Origin of the sequence: Dechloromonas denitrificans (assembly GCF_020510685.1) — a bacterium.
Classification (GTDB): domain Bacteria; phylum Pseudomonadota; class Gammaproteobacteria; order Burkholderiales; family Rhodocyclaceae; genus Azonexus; species Azonexus denitrificans_A.
In genome coordinates this window covers 3,910,154-3,928,336 of sequence record NZ_CP075185.1, presented here as the reverse complement: position 1 = coordinate 3,928,336, position 18,183 = coordinate 3,910,154, and the positions used below count along the sequence as shown (strand labels likewise).

Below are 18,183 nucleotides of genomic sequence, written 5' to 3'. Positions count from 1 at the left end.
GATTGTGGTGTCCGGAAAATTTGGAATAGCACTATTAGCATAGGCCGGGTGTGCTCTATGTTTCAGTACTGTTACAACTGCACGATGTTTGATCTGCCGCAGAGATTCGCCTGGCGGGCGCCCCCGCCGGGCGCTCAGAACTCGGCGTGCATGCGCAGCGAGCCGATGTGGGCGGGGCCGCGGTCGGCGTTGTAAGCCGGATTTTGAATGCGCTGGTAGTCGGCGCTCAGCCACAGGCCGGGCAGCGCTTTCCAGCTGTAATAGGTTTCGACGATGGATTCGGGACGGTAATTCAGCCCGCCGTCGCCGATGAAGAACGAGATACCGCCCTGCGCCAGGTAGTTGCGTCGCTCGTTGGATAGCGTGTTGCGCATCCAGGCCAGGCCAAAGGTGTCATCGGCCCGGCCCCAGGCGCCGCCCTTCAGTGCCAGCCCGGTGGCGAGCGAGGCATCGGCCTCGGTGAAGGCGTAGGTTTCGCTCCGGCCGTCGGCGTGCATCGCCCGGAGAAAAACCCCGAGGTTATTGGTGATCGCCTGCTCGATGTTGATCCCGAAACCATACTTGATCTGCTCGTCGTTGCGGACATTCAGGATGGCCTGCCGGTCTTGGCCCGGATGGCTGTCGAGCCAGGCGCTGGCCTCGGCGTAGGTGGCGAGGGTGGCGCGGTTGCGGAAGGCGAGCAGTCTGACCTTGCCGGGGCGCTCGGCGATCTGATGGCTGTGTTCGATTTCGATCTGATCGCCGTAGTGATGCATGATCCGGTAGTCGACCACCTGCCCGTTCGGCTCCTTGGGGCCGGTCATGCGGCCGAAGCGCAGCACCCAGTCGCCTTGATACCACTCGCCGGCCAGGCCCCAGCCGAAACCGCGGGCGTCGGCGGCGTAGTCGAATGCGGTGTGCGCCATGTTGCTCCAGTTCAGAAACTGGGTGCGCGGGTCCTTGGCGTAGGCGTTGCCGTCGAAAATATCGAGGGCCGAGAAATTCCCGGCGGTAAGCACGAAGCGATCTTGAGCGACGTGGCCGGCCATCTGGTTGAAGGCCGATTCGACAAACTCCGTTTCATCGCCCAGGGCCCAGGTCTGGCGCAGGAACAGGCGCTGCCGGTAGGCTTTCAGCTTGCTGCCGGAAACCCGCGTCGCTTCGCCGTTGCTGAAGCCGCCAAGACCGGTCAGGCCGGACAGCGCGTCGCCTTGTCCGACTTCGACATTGAGATAGAGCTCGCCATTTTTCCAGGGCCGAACCCCGAGATAGGCTGTCGAGGTGAAGGTGTAGCCCCGCTCGTGTTTGGCCGACAGGCTGTTCGGGCCGGAGTAGTCGGCCGGAAAGCCGGGCGATTTCTGCCAGACATAGGTGGCCTGTCCCTTGGCCTGCCAGTTTTCTTCCGTCTCGTCGGCCAGGCAGGGGGTGGCGATTGCGATGCCGAGCAGGAGAGTGGAATGAAGGCGCATGGGGAAACGGTGACAGGGGGCGGCAAGGGCGGCAATTATAAAGGGCGTGGCGGCCGGGGCGGCGCGGAATCCCATGGGGTGCGGCAGGGTAACTGGCGGTTGTGACAGTTTCGTGACATTTGGTGTCATCAAAGCTTAGCGCGGCCCGATTACCGTGGTTGCTTTCACGGAGATGCTATGCCGGAACCTTCCCCGCACGAACTGGGTCTTGACCCGGCCAACGAATCGCCCTTCAAGGGCAAGACCGGTCTGCGCCGGGTCTGGAACGCTCTCAGCTACTCGATGGCCGGCCTCAAGGCGGCCTATCTGTGCGAGGACGCCTTCCGCCAGGAAGTCTGGCTGGCCGCCTTGTTGATCCCGGCCGCTGTGCTGCTGCCGGTGCCGTGGCTCGGGCGCGGCCTGATGATCGCCAGCGTCCTGATGGTGCTGGTCGTCGAATTGCTCAATTCGGCCATCGAAGCGGTGGTCGACCGGGTCAGCCTGGAAAACCATCGGCTGGCCAAGCGGGCCAAGGACATCGGCAGTGCCGCGGTGCTCGTTTCCTTGCTGATGGTGGTCGCGGTGTGGACCTGCGTGCTGCTGGCGGTGGCGTGATGCGTCTGGATATCGCCTTCGTCACCGAAACCTTTCCGCCCGAGGTCAATGGTGTCGCGATGACCGTCGGCCGCCTGGTCGGTGGTCTGCGCGAGCGCGGCCACCGGATCAGCGTCGTTCGGCCGCGCCAGGGCCAGGCCGACCTCGGCGGGGCGCATGAACTGGCGCTGCCCGGCCTGCCCTTGCCCGGCTACCCCGGCCTGCGCTTCGGCCTGCCGGCCGGTCGCCAACTGGCCCGGCACTGGCGGCAGCACCGCCCGGACCTCGTGCACGTCGTGACCGAAGGCCCGCTCGGCTGGTCGGCGGTCAGCGCGGCGCGCCGGCTGGGCATACCGGTGACCTCCGGCTTTCATACCAATTTCGACCGCTACAGTGTGCATTACGGCCTCGGCTGGCTGCGCCCGGCGGTCGCCGCCTATCTGCGCACGCTGCATCGGCGGACGCGCGCCACCATGGTGCCGACCGCCGCGCTGGCCGCCGATCTGGCCGGCGAAGGCATCACCGGCGTGCGAGTGGTCGGGCGTGGCGTCGATACCGCCTTGTTCGACCCGGCCCGTCGTTCGTCAGCGTTGCGCGCCGGCTGGGGCGTGCCCGAGGCCGGGCTGGCCTGCCTCTATGTCGGGCGGATGGCGCCGGAAAAGAACCTGGCGCTGATCGAGAAAAGCTTTGCCGCGATCCGTAGCGCCTGCCCCGAGGCGCGCATGGTCTGGGTCGGCGACGGACCGTCGGCGGCGCGTCTGCGGGCCAGCCATGCCGATCACCATTTCGCCGGCACGCGGCTCGCTGAAGACCTCGCGACCCACTACGCCAGCGCCGATCTCTTCCTCTTCCCCAGTCTCAGCGAAACCTACGGCAATGTCGTGGCCGAGGCGATGGCCAGCGGCCTGCCGGTGCTCGCCTACCGCAGTGCGGCGGCAGCCGAATTGATCTGCGACGGGGCCAATGGCCATCTCGCGGCGCCCGGCGACGAAACCGCCTATGTCGCGGCGGCCATCGCTCTGGCCGGACGGGCCGAGCGCTTGCCAGAACTGGCCAGCGCTGCCCGCGCCGCGATGCTGCCGCGCAACTGGGCGAGTGTCGTCGAACGTTTCGAAAGCGTCGCCCGCGAAGCGATGCTCGCCTGATTCAGCGCAGCTGGCTGGCGCGCTGCAGCGCGGCGATCAGTTCGGCCCGGCTGACCGGCTTGGCCAGATAGTCGTTCATGCCGGCGGCCAGGCATTCCTCCTTGTCGCCCTGCATGGCATTGGCGGTCATCGCGATGATCGGCAAGCGGGCCGCCGCCGCTCCGGCTTCGCCGCGACGCACGCGGCGGGTGGCCTCGAAGCCGTCGATGACCGGCATCTGGCAATCCATCAGCACCACATCGAAACTGCCGGTCGCCAACTGCTCCAGCGCGGCGTGGCCGTCGTCGGCGATGGTCGTCCGGCAGCCGAGTTTGGCAAGCAGCGCCCCGGCCACTTTCTGGTTGATCAGATTGTCCTCGACCAGAAGGATGCGTAGCCCGGACGGCAGTTCGCCAAGAGTTTGCGGGACGGCGGCCGGCGCGGCTTGGCCGGTGTTGAGCACGCTGAAGGGCAGGGCGACGATGAAGGTGCTGCCGGCCCCCGGGGTCGCGTCGACGCTGATCGTGCCGCCCATCAGTTCGACGAGGCGCTTGCAGATCGACAGGCCGAGGCCGGTGCCGCCGAACATCCGGGTCGTCGAAGCGTCGCCCTGCTCGAACGGTGAAAAGAGATTGGCGATGGTTTCCGGGGTCATGCCGATACCGGTGTCGCGGATCGTCAGGCAGAGCCGGATCTGGTCGTCGCGGCCGACGATCGGCCGGCTCTCGAGGCGAACGGTAACGCTGCCGGCCTGGGTGAACTTGATGGCATTGCCGACCAGATTGAGCAGGATCTGGCGCAGCCGGCCGGGGTCGCCGAGCAGTTGGCCGGGGAGTGCCGGATCGAGTTCGGTGGCGAGCGAAATCTGCTTGAGATTGGCCTGGTGGGCGAGCAGCGCCAGGATGTCGTGGAGCAGGGCGGCCGGCGCGAAAGGAATGCTTTCGAGCTGCAGCTTGCCGGCCTCGACCTTGGAAAAGTCGAGGATGTCGTTGATCAGCCCGAGCAGGCCGTCGGCGCTGTGCCGGATGGTTTCGGCGAAATCGCGCTGTTCGGCGGTCAGCGGGCTGCCGAGCAGCAGGTCGGCCATGCCGATGACGCCATTCATCGGAGTGCGAATTTCATGGCTCATGTTGGCCAGGAAGCTGCTCTTGGCCAGGCTGGCCGCTTCGGCGGCGGAGCGCGCTTCTTCCAGCTCGTTGTTGGCCAGCATGCGCTCGATGAAGGCGCCAGCCCAGTTGGCCAGCATCCGGACGAATTCGAGATCGGAGGGGTCGAAGTCGTGTTCGCGGGCGGTGGCCGAGGAGAAGCAGATGGTCCCGTAAACCTTGCCATTGACCGAGATCGGCGCCCCGAGATAAGCCGCCAGGTTGAATTCGCGGAAACAGGGGTGGAGCCGATAGGTCGAATGCGCGGCGTCGGCAATCGCCAGCAACTCGCCGTGCTCGAGGGTCGTGCTGCAATAGGTGATGCCGAGTTCGAGGTGTTGGTTGTCGGCCAGGGTCTGATCGGGCGAAACCTGGACTTCGATGCGGTAGGCGCCGGCTGGCCGGTCGATGTGGCTGACGATGGCGTATTCGAGATGGAGGTGCTTGACGGCAACCTGCAGCGCGGCGCGGATTGTTTCGCGGGGGTCGAGGCCGGTGATGGCGACGATGCCGTTGAGGGCGCGCAAGGCGTCGAGCTGGCGTTGCAGGCGGATGCCTTGCAGGCGCTGTTCGGTGATGTCGAGCTTGATCGCGACGTAATGGGTGATCCGCTCGTTGGCGTCGCGGATCGGCGCGATGATGGCGCGTTCGTAATAGAGCGAAGCGTCCCGCCGCTTGTTGACGAATTCGCCCTCCCAGATCTCGCCGTGGCTCAGCGTCTTCCACATCGCCGCATAGCTCGCTGGCGGGGTCAGGCCGGACTGCAGAAAGCGCGGATTCTGGCCGATGACTTCCTCCGCCGTATAGCCGGTGGTGCGGAAGAATTCCGGATTGACGTACTCGATGGCCGGTTCGAGATTGGTGATGACGATGCTCGTCGGACTCTGTTCGACGGCCTGCGACAGGCGGCGGATCTGGCTGTCGCGCCGGCGCTCCTCGGAGATGTCCTCGAAGACGCCGACGTAGTTGAGCAGCTTGCCGGCCTCGTCGCGCACCACCGAGATGGTCAGCCATTCGTCGATCAGCGTGCCATCCTTACGCCGGTTGACGATCTCGCCGCGCCACACGCCGTTGGTCGTCAATTCGTTCCACATCGCCTGGTAGAAAGCGGCTTCATGGGTGCCCGACGCGAAGCGGCGCGGGTCGTCGCCGATCAGCTCGCCGCTGGTATAGCCGGTGACCTGCTCGAGGTGCGGGTTTACGGCAACGATCCGGCGCTCGGCATCGGTGATGATGACGCCGTTGGTGCTGTGTTCGAAGACCCGGGCAGCCAGTTGCCGTTCTTTCTGCATGCGCCCCTCGGCCCGCAGGCTTTTGCGGACGCGGCTGATGAGCAGACTGGTCAGGGCCAGCAGGACGAGCAGCACGATACCCACCGTGGTCACGGTCTGCCGCGTTTCGGCCTGCCACTTGGCGAGCGCCAGGGTGCGATCGACATGGACCATGACCAGCAGCGGATAGCTGCGCGAGCTGCGGAAGGCGGTCAGCATCGGCCGGTCGGGCTGGTCCTCGCGGTCGTCGGCGATACTGCCGATTTCATCGCCGAGCAGGCGCTGTAATGTCGCCTCCGGGAGGTGCCGGGCGCCGACTGGCCGGTCGTCGCGCGTCGTCACGACGAGGCTTCCGTCGTAGGCGACGATCTCGATCTGGGTGGTTGCCGGATCGATATGGCGGGCGAAGTGGTTGAGAAAATAATCGGGGTTGAGGGCGGCCAGCAATTTCAGACGGCGATCGCCAGAGAGTTCTTCGCGAACGACCGGGACAAAGCTCGCGGCATCGGCCGCTACCGGTTGGGCCGGGGTGGCCGGGGAGCCGTCGGCGAAGTCCCGCCCGGACCAGGGCGCCCCGAGGCGCAGGAAATTGGCCGCCGCCGATCCTGCCGGCCGGGGCTGGAAATTGTCGACGGCCACCCGCCGGCCGATATTCTCCGGATTCGAGCTGGCGATGATCGTCCCGTCGCTATCGGCAACCGACAGCGAGCGCAGGAAGAGCAGCCGACGCTGGATCAGTTCGAGCTGGCTGGTGGCGTGTTCGGCAACGGCCCGGCCCGGTGGCGCGCCGGCCGGCAGGTCGATCGACTGCGGCAGGCTTTGCAGAGTCAGGCTGGCCAGATTCAGCGTCTGGGTCAGTTGGTCCTCGAAGACGCGGGCCTGGGTTTCGGCTTCCTTCAGATGCCGGTCGAGGGTTTCCTGGCGCAGCCGGTAAATATTCGACAGCGTGCCGGCGGCCACCGAAATGACCAGCAGGATCTGCAGGCCGACCAGTAACTTGGTGAACCCTTGGGAAGGTGGGTTGGCCACGCTCAGCCCGCTCAGTCGAGGACGGCGATGGCCAGCAGGCCGTGCCGTTCGGCTGCCGCCTTCAGTTCGCCGCTGCGCTTGACGTCGGCGACGAACTGCTCGACCCGGGTGTGCCAGCGGTCGTCGCCGGGGCGCATGGCGTAGGCGTAGGGGGTGATGTGGTAGGCGCTGTCCGGTTTGATCAGTCGCGCCCAGTCGGTGGTCTTCAGCATGCGCAGGCTATAAGGAAAGTCGGTCATGAAGACGTCGGCCCGGCCGGATTCGACTTCCTGTTCGCGGGCATGCGGCGTATCGAAGACCTTGAGCGTCGCGAATTTCAACTTGCCGGCCATTACCGGTTCGTGCAGCGTGCCCTTGGCGACGGCGACTACGGCGCCCGGCTTGTCGATGTCATTCCAGGTCTTGATCCGGCGGTTGCTCTGGGTGGTGATGGCGTAGATGTCGCTGGCCAGGTGCGGCTTGGTGAAGCGCAGCTTTTCGACGCGCAGCGGGGTGATGCCGATGGCGAACATGGCGATGTCGCAGCGCTCCTCGGTAAGGTCGGCGATCAGCCGGGCGAACGAGCTGTCGATGAATTCGACCCGCACGCCGAGGTCGCGGCCGAGCGCCTTGGCCATGTCGATATCGATGCCGGACAGTTGCTGCGTTTTCGGGTCGCGGTAGCTGATGCCGAAATAGTCCGGCCAGATGCAGACGCGCAGCGTCTTGTTGGCGCTGATGCGATCGACTGCGCTGTCCTCGGCAAAAACCGCCGGGGAGGCCGCCAGCAGCGCGAGAAGCAGCAGAAAGATGCGCACCATGATGTTTTGCTCTATGACTTTGGTGGTAGAAACCATCCGCCAGTGTAACAAAACGGCGCGCTCGAGACACGCGCCAGGCGGGGTTCCGGCGGCGCCCTGCGGCGCCGTGCTGCGGGCTTAGCGGTTACGCGATTTGAATTGGTCCATGAAATCGACCAGCTTTTCGACCGCCGCCAATTGCAGTCCGTTGTACAGCGAGGCGCGGATTCCGCCAATGCTGCGGTGTCCGGCCAGGCCGGAAAAACCGGCGGCGAGCGCGGCGGCGATGAATTTCTGCTCGAGTTCCGGGCTCGGCAAATTGAAGGCGACGTTCATCTTCGAGCGATCTTTGCCGGCCGCTCGCCCGAGGTAAAAGTCATTGTTGTCGTCGAGCGCCTGATAGAGCTGCCGGGATTTTTCGGTATTGCGTTGATCCATCGCGGCCAGGCCGCCAATTTCGTCGCGCAGCCAGCGGCTGACCAGCAAGACGACGTAGATGGCGAAAACCGGCGGCGTGTTGTAAATCGAATGGGCGGCGATCTGCGCCCGGTAGTCGAGAAAGCCCGGCAGCGTGTCGGGGGCGTCCTTGAGCAATGCGTCCTTGACGACGACCACGGTGACGCCGGCCGGCCCGATGTTTTTCTGGGCATGGGCGTAGATCAGCGAAAATCGCTCGAAGTCGCCGGGCGCCGAGAGGAAATCGGAGGACATGTCGCAGATGCGCGGCACGTCGTCGCGGCCGAGGACGCGGTGGAACTGCAGGCCTTCGACGGTTTCGTTCGAGACGTAATGAAGGTAGGGGGCGTCCGCCTGGAAATCCAGTTCGGCGTCATCCGGCAAATGCCGGAAGCCGCCCGGCTGGCCGCTCCAGGCGATGCGCACCGGCCCGACGCGACGCGCCTCGGGCAGCGCCTTGCCGCTCCAGTAGCCGGTGTGCAGGTAGTCGGCCGGGGTGGCTTGGCCGGCCAGCAGCGTCATCGGGAGCATTGAAAACTGCTGCGTCGCGCCGCCCTGCAGGAAAAGAACGTGGTAGTCGGCGGGCAGATTCATCAGGCTGCGGATATTGGCTTCGAGCTCGGCGACGACCGCGGCGAACCAGTCCGAACGATGACTGATCCCAAGGATCGAAAGGCCGACCTCCGGTACCGCCCGGATCGCTTCCTGCACCTGCTGCAAAACGCTTTCCGGCAGGACGCCCGGCCCCCCGGAAAAATTCAGGCTGTTCAGCGGGTTGTTTGGCATTCTGTTCATCGTCGTGGCCCGTTCACAGTGCCAGCGGCTGAGGTGCGCTCAGGCCGAAAAGCAGATTCTCGAACGCCCGGCGGACTTTCAGCATGTGTTCCTGCTTGTAGGGAAAGAGGTCGGCGGGGTCCATGGCGTGCACCACCATGACGTGGTCGATTTCGAAGATCAGCAGCTCGCCGTCCCGCGTTTCGGCGCAGTCGATACACAGGTAGTCGAGCTTGGCGCGCTGATAAATCGCCTTGAGCGCGTCGCCATGGCGTTCGGCGAAGGCGGCAAAATTGTCCATGAAGGCCGCTTCTTCGGCCCGCTTGGCACTGTCTTCGTACATCCCGGCATTGACGTAGTGAATCATCCAGTGCGCCGAGATGCCCATGTGACAGGCAAACGGCTGACCGGCAATCAGTGCGATCCGGTATTTGCGGAAGACGCCATTGGCGTCGGTGTAATCGATGAAGCGCGACAGGTAGAAGCTCGGGTCGGCGACGCCGGCCAGATAGCGCGTGATGCCCGGAAGATCGTCGATCCTGGCCAGGTCGCGGCCGGCCTGGGAGCCGACCGGGCGCAGGATGACCGGAAACTGGCAGTCGGCGAAGACGTCGCTCAACCGGGCATCGCCGCCGGCGATCGCCTGCAGCGCGGCGCGGCTGATCTGCCGGGTGGGCGGCATCAACAAGCCGGGAATCTGCTGGAGCAGCGCGCTGGCGGCACCCCGTTCGGTATTCGGAATGTGCTGGGGGGCGTTGAGCACCGGCTTGGGCCAATCGCGCAGCAAGGCTTCGAGTCCTTGTAGGATCGGGCGGTTGGCCTCGCCATCGGCAATCGCGACGAGCAGGGCGTCGTGGGCCGGCAGGCTGGGCGGCAGCGGGGCGTCGGGGCTGGCGTAATAGAAGATCAGGTCGATATCGCCATTTTCGAGCAGGCAGTCGAGCGGCGTGTTTTCAGCCAGATCGCCGGCCGCCATCAGCATCAGCAGGCGAAAGCGGGCCGGCTGCCGGGGCGCCGGAATCCGGTAGGTGCGCTGCAGCAGCAGCGCCTGTTCCTGTATCGACAAGCCCATCTCTCTTTGGCCGATGGAGAAAAAAGCGGTGGACAGATTCATCCACAGAGCGGCATTGGTCTGCTCGTTGCCGGCTTGCTCCAGCAGGCTCTGGGCGACTTGGCGCAGATCGCCGCCGGCGATGCTCATGCGCAGGAAAGGAGCGAGGCCCAGGAAGGGGGTAGCGGAATGATTGGTCATCTTGCGGTCGGTGTCGGGTGGCGGACTGGTCGGAACGGTTTTAGCGATGGCTTTGGCGGTGGTCGTCAAAAAATCTTCTCGCCATGCGTCCGGCTCTGCCTTTGTGTGTAATTAAGCATATAAGCTTACTTTATATTGCACCGGCCGACCCTGACTTGGCGCAGCGGTCTACCCGGTTGCCAGGGTCGGTATGGCCAATTTGCGGTGAAATAAGGAGTTATTTCAGAATTAACTGCGATTTTCAGCAAATACCATTTGTCCTCAGATCAAATGCAAGGCATAGTGAGGTTCAGCGATTTTCAAGTGCTGCTGTCGTATGTTGGTTTGGTATCCGCTTTATGCGGCGCAATACCCCTTCTGTACCGTGCTGTCTTGATATTCGCCCTACGTAGGGGCTAAGCCCCGTTTAATTTTTGGAGATTCAAGGCATGGCAACAGGTACCGTCAAGTGGTTCAATGATTCAAAGGGTTTTGGTTTTATTACGCCGGACCAGGGTGGTGAAGACCTTTTTGCACATTTTTCAGCAATTGTCTCCAGCGGCTTCAAGACCCTGGCCGAAGGCCAGAAAGTCAGCTTCGACGTGACGACCGGCCCGAAGGGCCTGCAGGCTAGCAACATCAAGCCTGAGTAATACTGCTCACATCGTTTTCTGAACGAAAAAAGCCCGGCGCAAGCCGGGCTTTTTGTTAGCCGAGTTTTTTCCGTGATCAATCCGCCGAGCATTGTCCTGACGACGCTCAACGCCAAGTACATTCATGCCTCCCTGGGCTTGCGCTATCTGCTGGCCAACATGGGCGACCTGAAGCCACGGACCGCGTTGCGCGAATTCACCATCGGCCGCCCGGCTCAGGAAATCGTCGATGAGCTGTTGCTGCTCGTGCCCGGGCTGGCGTCTACGCCGCCGATCATCGGTTTCGGCGTCTATATCTGGAATGTGTTGCAGACGACGGCAGTGCTGCGCTTGCTCAAGGCGGCGCGGCCGGACATCAAGGTGATTCTCGGTGGTCCCGAGGTCAGCCATGAAACGAACGAACAAGAGATCACCCGGCTGGCCGATCATGTCATTACCGGCTGGGGCGATCTGAGCTTTGCCAAGCTGTGCCGGGCTCTGCTGCATGGCCCGCGTCCCTTGAGCAAGGTGATCGCCGGCGAGCAGCCGGCACTCGACCAGTTGGTGCTGCCCTACGCCGAGTATTCTGCTGCCGATCTGGCGCATCGCCTGCTCTACGTTGAGGCTTCGCGCGGTTGTCCGTTCAAGTGCGAGTTCTGTTTGAGCGCTCTCGACAAGACTGCCTGGGCCTTTGATCTCGAGCGCTTCCTGGCCGAGATGGACGGCTTGTATCGGCGCGGTGCGCGCAATTTCAAGTTTGTCGACCGAACCTTCAACCTGAAAATCGATGTTTCCGTCCGTATCCTGCAGTTCTTTCTCGACCGACTGCCTGCCGCCGATGCCACCTCGCCGGCTGACGCACTGTTCGTTCATTTCGAAGTCGTGCCGGACCATCTGCCAGACCGGCTCAAGGCGATGATCGCCCGGTTTCCGTCCGGCGTGCTGCAGTTCGAGGTGGGTATTCAGAGCTTCAACATCGACGTCCAGCAACGCATCTCGCGCCGGCAGGACAACGCCAAGGCTGAAGCCAACCTGCGCTGGCTGGTCGAGGCGTCGCATGCCCACCTGCACACCGATCTGATTTTCGGCTTGCCCGGCGAAACGCTGGATAGCTTTGCCGCCGGGTTCGACCGCCTGTATGACCTGCGGCCGCACGAAATTCAACTGGGCATCTTGAAACGCTTGCGCGGCACCCCGATTACCCGGCACACAGCCGAGTACGGCATGCTCTATGACGAAAACCCGCCGTACTCCGTGTGCCAAACCGGGGCTGTTGATGCCGCCACCGTGCAGCGCTTCGGCCGCTTCGCGCGCTACTGGGACATGCTTGCCAACTCGGGGCGGTTCAAGCAAACCCTGCCGCTGCTGCTCGGTCAGTGGCAACCAGCGTCGGGGGAGGCTGCGGCCCGCACCGAACCTTCACCGTTTCAGGCATTTCTCGATTTTTCCGACTGGCTGTGGCAAAGCACTGGGAAGACGACCGGCCTGACCCCGGAATCGCTGGTCGATCTTCTCTTCGATTATCTGGTAGCCCGCAGCGGCTGGCCGGCGCCAACCGCTCGCTCAGCCCTGTTGGCCGACTATGTCGCGAGTGGCGCGCGGGGTGCGCCGCGCGCCTTGCACGGGCAATTGCCGAAACGGGAACCGCCGCAGCCACGGGTCAAGCCGCTGACTCAACGCCAGGGACACCACCAGGCTGGTCTCAACTAATCCGGCCGCCAGTGAGCCAGCGCTAGACGAAGGTATCGACGTTTGTCCCGACGGCCGAGTCGGATGAGGCGCTGGACGATTTCGCCTCTGGTGTGGCCTCCGTCGTCCCGCTGCTGGTGCCGCTCTCCTTCTGGGCTTTCAGTTGGGCGATCTTCGCCTGCAACTCGGCGATCTGTTGCTGGATGAGTTTGACTTTCTCCGCGCCAGCCTCCGTCGAGGCGTCCTTCTGGGCGCTGGCCAATTGCTTTTGCAGGGCCGCCAACTGCTTTTCCAGTGCGGCTATCTGCGAACTGTTGCCACTGCTGGCGCTGGAAACACTGCTTGAACCCGAACCGATTGCCGCTACCATTTTTATTCCCCTTTCATTTCGTTATCTTCTTGTTCTTGATAACGGTATGGCGAGGCAAAAAAGTGATGGTCGATTCGGTAAAGTTGTGTAAAGACCAAAGCCGGCCACGCCAAGCGGCGGTGACCGGCTGGTTTGGCCTAGCTTACGGCCGCTTTTCGATCAGCTCGATCTTGTAGCCGTCCGGGTCTTCGACGAAGGCGATGACGGTGCTGCCATGCTTCATCGGCCCGGCCGGGCGCACCACCTTGCCGCCGCGTTTGGCGATTTCGCTGCAGGCCGCTGCGGCATCCGGGACGGCCAGTGCCACGTGACCGTAGCCGTTGCCCAGGTCGTACGCCGGCGTATCCCAGTTGTGGGTCAGTTCGAGCACCGCCTCGCTTTCTTCCGGACCGTAGCCGACGAAAGCCAGCGTGAAGCGGCCTTCCGGGTAGTCGTGCCGGCGCAGCAACTGCATGCCGAGGACTTCGGTATAGAAAGCGATGGAGCGGTCGAGATCGCCGACGCGGATCATGGTGTGCAGAATGCGCATGCTGTTTTCCTTGCTGGTTCAGATGGTTGGGATGGTGCGGCCGAGTTGCCGCAGTTCCAGCCGGCGGGCGCGCCAGTCCGGACAAAGTTGTTCCACCACAGACCAGAAGCGTGGGCTGTGGTTCATTTCCTTGAGGTGGGCGAGTTCGTGGTTGACCACGTAATCGATCAGCGCCAGCGGCATGAAGATCAGCCGCCAGTTGAGCGCGATCCCGCCGCGGTGGCTGCAGCTGCCCCAGCGGGTGCGGGCCGAGGAAAGGCGGAGCGGCGGGGGCGGCACGCCGAGCTGCGGCGCGTAATGGGCGAGCCGTTCGGCGAATAGCTGGCGGGCTTTCTCGCGCAGGGCTTTTTCCAGCAACTTGTTGGCGTCGGTGCTTGGCGACGGGCTGAGTTCCACCCGGTCGCCGGCAAGCTGCCAGCGGGCGCGGCTGGCCGGGACGAGAGCGACGGTCAATGGCGCGCCGACGACCGAAATCACCGTGCCGTCGGTCACCGTCAGTTTGCCCGGGGGCGGGCGGTCGCGCCAGGCGGCAAGCTTGTCGAGCACCCATTGGCCGTGCTGGTGGATCAGTGCCTCGATGTCGCCCTGGCGGGCGCGCAGGGGCGCCCCGACGCGCAGGCCGCGATGGTCGATGGCCAGGCCGATGGTCCGGCGCTGGCTGCGCTTCAGGTGATAGGCGACGGCCAGCCCGGCAATGACGATGCGGTGGGTGGGTTCAGGACTGGCCGGTGGCGGCATCGGAATAGCGGTGCGGCGAGATGCGGCGCATTTCCGCTTCGATCCAGGCTTCGGCGCGCTGGTTGACCTGCTGTTCGGACATCCCGGTGGCGTCGAAGGCCGGGCCGATGCTCATCGTGATCTGTCCGGGCTTTTTCAGGAAAGCCTGGCGTGGCCAGAGTTCGCCGGCGTCGTGGGCGATCGGCACGACCTTGCAGCCGACGCGGGCGGCGAGATAGGCGCCGCCTGCCTTGTAGCGCTTGGTCTGGCCGGGGGCGACGCGGGTGCCCTCGGGAAAGATGATGACGTAGAAGCCCTGTTGCAGGCGCTCGCGCCCCTGATTGACCACCTGGTCGAGGGCATCCCGGCCGGCCTTGCGGTCGATCGAAATCATCTTCATGGCGGCCAGGCCCCAGCCGAGCAGCGGAATGCGCAGCAGTTCCTTCTTCAGCACGAAGACGCAGTAGGCGCCGTTCGGCACGTAGTCCTGGATGGTCATCGTTTCCCACGCCGACTGGTGCTTGGCGAGGATGACGCAGGGCTCGGCCGGCATGTTCTCCAGGCCGATTACCCGGGGACGGATGTCGAGCAGGTTCTCGACGCCGGCCTGGATGCCGAGGCGCCACAGCTTGCCGGCGCGATAACCCCAGAGGCCGCGTAGGACGAGGGCGGAAAACATCACCAGCGGAATGGTGGCCAACGACCAGAAGAAGGCGTAGACCATGAACAGCGTCGAGCGGATGGCGATCATGCCTTGCCTTTGCGCAGTATCCAGTCGACCGCCTGGGCGAGGTCGGCGAACTCCAGGGTGCCTTCCGGCAGATTGCCTTCGGCCTTGGTCTTGTCGCCCTTGCCGGTATGCACCAGGATCGGCTGGCAACCCAGCGCGACGCCGGCCTGCAGGTCGCGCAGGGAATCGCCGATGGCCGGTACGCCGTTCAGGTCGATATTCAGGGTCTGCGAAATCCGCTTGAACATGCCGGGCTTCGGCTTGCGGCACTCGCAGTCGGAGTCGGCGGCGTGCGGGCAGTAGAAAATCGCATCGATCCGTCCGCCCAGCGTGTATAGCGCCTTGTGCATCTTTTCATGGATCTGGTTCAGCGTGTCCATGTCGAACAGGCCACGTCCGATGCCGGACTGATTGGTCGCCACGACCACCTTGTAACCGCTCTGGTTGAGCTGGGCGATCGCTTCCAGGCTGCCGGGGATCGGCTTCCATTCGGCCGGGTTCTTGATGAACTGGGCCGAATCGAAGTTGATCACGCCGTCGCGGTCGAGGATGACGAGTTTCATGTCGAGAGCTTCGAAATGTCGGCGACTTGGTTCATCGCCAGATGCAGCTTGGCGAGCAGGCCGAGGCGGTTGGCGCGCAGTGCCAGGTCGTCGGCATTGACCATGACCCCGTCGAAGAAGGCATCGACCGGGGCGCGCAGCGCGGCCAGGGCCTGCAGCGACTCGGTGTAGTCGCCGGTGACGAAGGCGGCGTCGGCTTGCGGCACGACATCGACCAACGCCGCGTGCAGGGCGATTTCGGCGGCTTCCTTGAGCAGTGCGTTATCGACCCACGGATCGACGCTGTCCTCGACCTTTTTCAGGATGTTGCCGACCCGCTTGTTGGCGGCGGCCAGCGCGGCGGCTTCCGGCAGGGCCGAGAAGGCCCGCACCGCGGCCAGGCGCTTCGGAATGTCGCCGAGGCGTTGCGGTCGCTGGCTGACCACGGCATCGACCTCCTGCGCCGTGTAACCTTGTTCGCGCAGGCTGCCGGCCAGGCGGTCGTAGATGAAATCGGCGAGTGCCGCTTCGGCCGGCTTGAAGCCGTCGACCGAGGCAAACACGCCGGCTACGGCGGCCAGCAGCGCGTTGAGCGGCAAATTCAGGTCGCCTTCGCTGAGCATCCGGATGGCGCCCAGCGCGTGCCGGCGCAGCGCGAACGGGTCGCGGTCGCCGGTCGGGATCTGGCCGATACCGAACATGCCGACCAGCGTTTCCAGCTTGTCGGCCAGCGCGACGATTGTGCCGACTTGGCCACGCGGCAGCGTATCGCCGGCAAAACGCGGCTTGTAGTGGTCTTCGATGGCGTCGGCGATGTCGGTGGCGAGACCGTCGTGCAGCGCGTAGTAGCGGCCCATGGTGCCCTGCAGTTCGGGGAACTCGCCGACCATGTCGGTCAGCAGGTCGGCCTTGGCGAGCAACGCGGCCTGTTCGGCCAGCACGGCGACGGTTTCGCCGCCCAGTTGCAGGCCGATCGCCTTGGCGATGGCGCAGACCCGTTGCACGCGCTCGCCCTGGGTGCCCAGCTTGTTGTGATAAACAACCTTGGCCAGCCCGAGGACGCGCGATTCCAGCGTCTTCTTGCGGTCCTGGTCGAAGAAGAACTTGGCATCGGCCAAGCGGGGCCGGACGACGCGCTCGTTGCCGCCGATCACCGCACTCGGGTCGGCCGGGCTGATGTTGCTGACGAGCAGGAACTTGTTGGTCAGCTTGCCGGCCGCATCGAGCAGCGGAAAGTATTTCTGGTTGGCCTTCATGGTCAGGATCAGGCATTCCTGCGGCACGGCGAGGAATTCTTCTTCGAACTGACCGATCAGCACATTCGGGCGCTCGACCAGCGCGGTGACTTCGTCGAGCAGGGCGTCGTCGTCAATCGGCTTGCCGCCGGCCTGGGCGGCCGCAGCAGCGAGCTGGCGGGCGATTTCGGCGCGACGCTCGGCGAACGAGGCGATCACGGCGCCCTCGCTGGCCAGCTTGGTGGCGTATTCGTCGGCGTTGGCGAAGACGACCGGATCGACGCTGGCTTCAAAGCGATGGCCGTGCGTTGCGCGACCCGAGGTCAGGCCGAGGATGGCGAGCGGTACGACATCGGCGCCGTGCAGGGCGACCAGGCCATGGGCCGGGCGGACGAAATTGACGCTGCTCCAGCCGTCCTGCAGTTGATAGGTCATCACCTTGGGAATCGGCAGCGCGGCGAGCGCGGCTTCCAGCGCCTTCTGCAGGCCGTCGGCCAGCGTCGCGCCCTTGGCCAGGCTGTCGTAGAACAGCACGTCGGCCTTGCCGTCGTTTTCGCGGCGCAGTTTCGCCACGACGGAAGCGTCGGCGCCCAGTGCGGCGAGCTTCTTGAGCAGGGCGGGGGTGGCATTGCCGGCGGCATCGAGGCCGACGGCGACCGGCATCAGCTTCTGTGCCACCGGCTTGTCGGCGGCCACGGCGGCGACCTCGGTGACATGGGCGGCCAGCCGGCGCGGCGAGGCATAAGCGGTAACGGCAGCGGTCGAGGCGGCGAGGCCGGCATTCTTCAGCGATTGAGCGAGGGTCTGCGAGAACACCTCGCCCAGTTTCTTCAGCGCCTTGGGCGGCAGTTCCTCGACGAACAGTTCAACGAGCAGGTTCTTGGACGACATATCAGGCAGCTTTCTTTTCAATCTGGGCGAGGACTTCTGCGGCCCATTCCTTCGGCGCCATCGGGAAGCCGAGGCGGGCGCGGCTATCGAGGTAGGCCTGGGCGACGGCGCGCGCCAGGTTGCGGATGCGGCCGATGTAGGCGGCGCGCTCGGTGACCGAAATGGCGCCGCGGGCATCGAGCAGGTTGAAGGTGTGTGCCGCCTTCAACACCTGTTCATAGGCCGGCAGCGGCAGTTGCGCGCCCATCAGGTGCTGCGCCTGCTTCTCGTGGGCGCCGAAGGCGGTGAACAGGAAGTCGGCATCGGAATGCTCGAAGTTGTAGGCCGATTGCTCGACTTCGTTCTGGTGATAGACGTCGCCGTAGGTCAGGCCTTCCGTCCAGGTCAGATCGAAGACGTTTTCGACGCCTTGCAGGTACATCGCCAGACGTTCGATGCCATAGGTGATTTCGCCGGTGATCGGCTTGCAGTCGATGCCGCCGACCTGCTGGAAGTAGGTGAACTGGGTCACTTCCATGCCGTTCATCCACACTTCCCAACCGAGGCCCCAGGCGCCCAGCGTCGGGTTTTCCCAGTCGTCCTCGACGAAACGCACGTCATTCTTCTTCAGGTCGAAACCGAGCGCTTCGAGCGAGCCGAGGTAGAGCTCAAGGATGTTGGCCGGGGCCGGCTTCAACACCACCTGGAACTGGTAGTAATGCTGCATACGGTTCGGGTTCTCGCCGTAGCGGCCGTCCTTGGGGCGGCGCGAGGGCTGGACGTAGGCGGCTTTCCACGGCTCCGGGCCGATGGCGCGGAGGAAGGTGGCGGTGTGGCTGGTGCCGGCGCCGACTTCCATATCGTAAGGTTGCAGCAGGGCGCAGCCTTGCTGGCTCCAGTATTGCTGCAGACGCAGGATGATTTCCTGAAAGGTCGGTTTGTTGCTGGTCGTCATCGGACGCCCTCGAAAAGACGGAAGACCTCGGATTTTACAAGCTTTTGCCATCATCCGGCAGGGCGCCTCGCCGGCCCGGGCGCC

General features: G+C 64.4%; 16 protein-coding genes. 4 read left to right on the top strand and 12 right to left on the bottom strand.

Annotation, left to right across the window (positions count from 1 at the left end):
- Window positions 1-134: 134 nt before the first annotated feature.
- Window positions 135-1,448, bottom strand: a complete 1,314-nt coding sequence (locus tag KI611_RS18750; RefSeq protein WP_226417168.1) for a carbohydrate porin — start codon at window positions 1,446-1,448, stop codon at window positions 135-137.
- Between the two features lie 177 nt (window positions 1,449-1,625).
- Here KI611_RS18750 and KI611_RS18745 point away from each other — a divergent pair, with 177 nt between their 5' ends.
- Both KI611_RS18745 and KI611_RS18740 read left to right on the top strand, forming a co-directional pair.
- On the top strand, window positions 1,626-2,042 hold the full coding sequence (locus tag KI611_RS18745) for a diacylglycerol kinase (protein ID WP_319002310.1): 417 nt from the start codon (window positions 1,626-1,628) through the stop codon (window positions 2,040-2,042).
- On the top strand, window positions 2,012-3,166 hold the full coding sequence (locus KI611_RS18740) for a glycosyltransferase family 4 protein (RefSeq protein WP_413463982.1): 1,155 nt from the start codon (window positions 2,012-2,014) through the stop codon (window positions 3,164-3,166). The genes KI611_RS18745 and KI611_RS18740 overlap by 31 nt, the downstream gene beginning before the upstream one ends.
- Before the next feature lies 1 nt (window position 3,167).
- Here KI611_RS18740 and KI611_RS18735 read toward each other — a convergent pair whose 3' ends face one another.
- The 4 genes from KI611_RS18735 to KI611_RS18720 form a co-directional block, all read right to left on the bottom strand.
- Complete coding sequence (locus tag KI611_RS18735; RefSeq protein WP_226417167.1) at window positions 3,168-6,590, bottom strand: PAS domain S-box protein; 3,423 nt, start codon at window positions 6,588-6,590, stop codon at window positions 3,168-3,170.
- Between the two features lie 11 nt (window positions 6,591-6,601).
- The gene (locus KI611_RS18730) at window positions 6,602-7,390 is read right to left on the bottom strand and encodes an ABC transporter substrate-binding protein (protein WP_226417166.1); all 789 of its coding nucleotides are present in this window, start codon (window positions 7,388-7,390) and stop codon (window positions 6,602-6,604) included.
- 117 nt (window positions 7,391-7,507) lie between these two features.
- Entirely contained in the window at window positions 7,508-8,620 is a 1,113-nt protein-coding gene (locus tag KI611_RS18725) for a phosphoserine transaminase (protein ID WP_226417165.1), read from the bottom strand.
- Window positions 8,621-8,633: 13 nt separating this feature from the next.
- Window positions 8,634-9,920, bottom strand: coding sequence for an ATP-grasp domain-containing protein (locus KI611_RS18720; RefSeq protein WP_226417164.1), 1,287 nt, complete (start codon window positions 9,918-9,920; stop codon window positions 8,634-8,636).
- Window positions 9,921-10,279: 359 nt separating this feature from the next.
- On the opposite strand from KI611_RS18720, the gene KI611_RS18715 reads away from it, so the two are divergent.
- Both KI611_RS18715 and KI611_RS18710 read left to right on the top strand, forming a co-directional pair.
- Window positions 10,280-10,483 carry a cold-shock protein gene (locus KI611_RS18715; RefSeq protein ID WP_226417163.1) on the top strand — a complete coding sequence of 68 codons (204 nt, stop codon included), beginning with the start codon at window positions 10,280-10,282 and terminating at the stop codon, window positions 10,481-10,483.
- Window positions 10,484-10,555: 72 nt separating this feature from the next.
- Window positions 10,556-12,172: a B12-binding domain-containing radical SAM protein gene (locus tag KI611_RS18710; protein WP_226417162.1), complete on the top strand. Its 1,617-nt coding sequence runs from the start codon at window positions 10,556-10,558 to the stop codon at window positions 12,170-12,172.
- Between the two features lie 22 nt (window positions 12,173-12,194).
- On the opposite strand, the gene KI611_RS18705 is transcribed toward KI611_RS18710, so the two are convergent.
- The 7 genes from KI611_RS18705 to glyQ all read right to left on the bottom strand — a co-directional run bounded on the left by KI611_RS18705 (window position 12,195) and on the right by glyQ (window position 18,099).
- The gene (locus KI611_RS18705; RefSeq protein WP_226417161.1) at window positions 12,195-12,521 is read right to left on the bottom strand and encodes a FlxA-like family protein; all 327 of its coding nucleotides are present in this window, start codon (window positions 12,519-12,521) and stop codon (window positions 12,195-12,197) included.
- Window positions 12,522-12,663: 142 nt separating this feature from the next.
- Complete coding sequence (gene gloA / locus KI611_RS18700) at window positions 12,664-13,050, bottom strand: lactoylglutathione lyase (protein WP_226417160.1); 387 nt, start codon at window positions 13,048-13,050, stop codon at window positions 12,664-12,666.
- Window positions 13,051-13,068: 18 nt separating this feature from the next.
- The gene (locus KI611_RS18695; RefSeq protein ID WP_226417159.1) at window positions 13,069-13,788 is read right to left on the bottom strand and encodes a M48 family metallopeptidase; all 720 of its coding nucleotides are present in this window, start codon (window positions 13,786-13,788) and stop codon (window positions 13,069-13,071) included.
- Window positions 13,766-14,518, bottom strand: a complete 753-nt coding sequence (locus KI611_RS18690; RefSeq protein WP_226417158.1) for a lysophospholipid acyltransferase family protein — start codon at window positions 14,516-14,518, stop codon at window positions 13,766-13,768. Before KI611_RS18690 ends, KI611_RS18695 begins: the two co-directional genes overlap by 23 nt.
- Window positions 14,515-15,060, bottom strand: a complete 546-nt coding sequence (gene gmhB / locus KI611_RS18685; RefSeq protein WP_226417157.1) for a D-glycero-beta-D-manno-heptose 1,7-bisphosphate 7-phosphatase — start codon at window positions 15,058-15,060, stop codon at window positions 14,515-14,517. The genes KI611_RS18690 and gmhB overlap by 4 nt, the downstream gene beginning before the upstream one ends.
- The gene (gene glyS / locus KI611_RS18680; protein ID WP_226417156.1) at window positions 15,057-17,165 is read right to left on the bottom strand and encodes a glycine--tRNA ligase subunit beta; all 2,109 of its coding nucleotides are present in this window, start codon (window positions 17,163-17,165) and stop codon (window positions 15,057-15,059) included. Before glyS ends, gmhB begins: the two co-directional genes overlap by 4 nt.
- A gap of 1 nt (window position 17,166) precedes the next feature.
- Complete coding sequence (gene glyQ, locus KI611_RS18675; RefSeq protein ID WP_226417155.1) at window positions 17,167-18,099, bottom strand: glycine--tRNA ligase subunit alpha; 933 nt, start codon at window positions 18,097-18,099, stop codon at window positions 17,167-17,169.
- Window positions 18,100-18,183 lie beyond the last annotated feature (84 nt).

Coding starts and splice junctions, on each gene's coding strand:
- KI611_RS18750 (WP_226417168.1), bottom strand. CDS start 1,448: ATGCGCCTTCATTCCACTCTCCTGCTCGGCATCGCAATCGCCACCCCC.
- KI611_RS18745 (WP_319002310.1), top strand. CDS start 1,626: ATGCCGGAACCTTCCCCGCACGAACTGGGTCTTGACCCGGCCAACGAA.
- KI611_RS18730 (WP_226417166.1), bottom strand. CDS start 7,390: ATGGTGCGCATCTTTCTGCTGCTTCTCGCGCTGCTGGCGGCCTCCCCG.
- KI611_RS18725 (WP_226417165.1), bottom strand. CDS start 8,620: ATGAACAGAATGCCAAACAACCCGCTGAACAGCCTGAATTTTTCCGGG.
- KI611_RS18715 (WP_226417163.1), top strand. CDS start 10,280: ATGGCAACAGGTACCGTCAAGTGGTTCAATGATTCAAAGGGTTTTGGT.
- KI611_RS18705 (WP_226417161.1), bottom strand. CDS start 12,521: ATGGTAGCGGCAATCGGTTCGGGTTCAAGCAGTGTTTCCAGCGCCAGC.
- gloA (WP_226417160.1), bottom strand. CDS start 13,050: ATGCGCATTCTGCACACCATGATCCGCGTCGGCGATCTCGACCGCTCC.
- KI611_RS18695 (WP_226417159.1), bottom strand. CDS start 13,788: ATGCCGCCACCGGCCAGTCCTGAACCCACCCACCGCATCGTCATTGCC.
- KI611_RS18690 (WP_226417158.1), bottom strand. CDS start 14,518: ATGATCGCCATCCGCTCGACGCTGTTCATGGTCTACGCCTTCTTCTGG.
- gmhB (WP_226417157.1), bottom strand. CDS start 15,060: ATGAAACTCGTCATCCTCGACCGCGACGGCGTGATCAACTTCGATTCG.
- glyS (WP_226417156.1), bottom strand. CDS start 17,165: ATGTCGTCCAAGAACCTGCTCGTTGAACTGTTCGTCGAGGAACTGCCG.
- glyQ (WP_226417155.1), bottom strand. CDS start 18,099: ATGACGACCAGCAACAAACCGACCTTTCAGGAAATCATCCTGCGTCTG.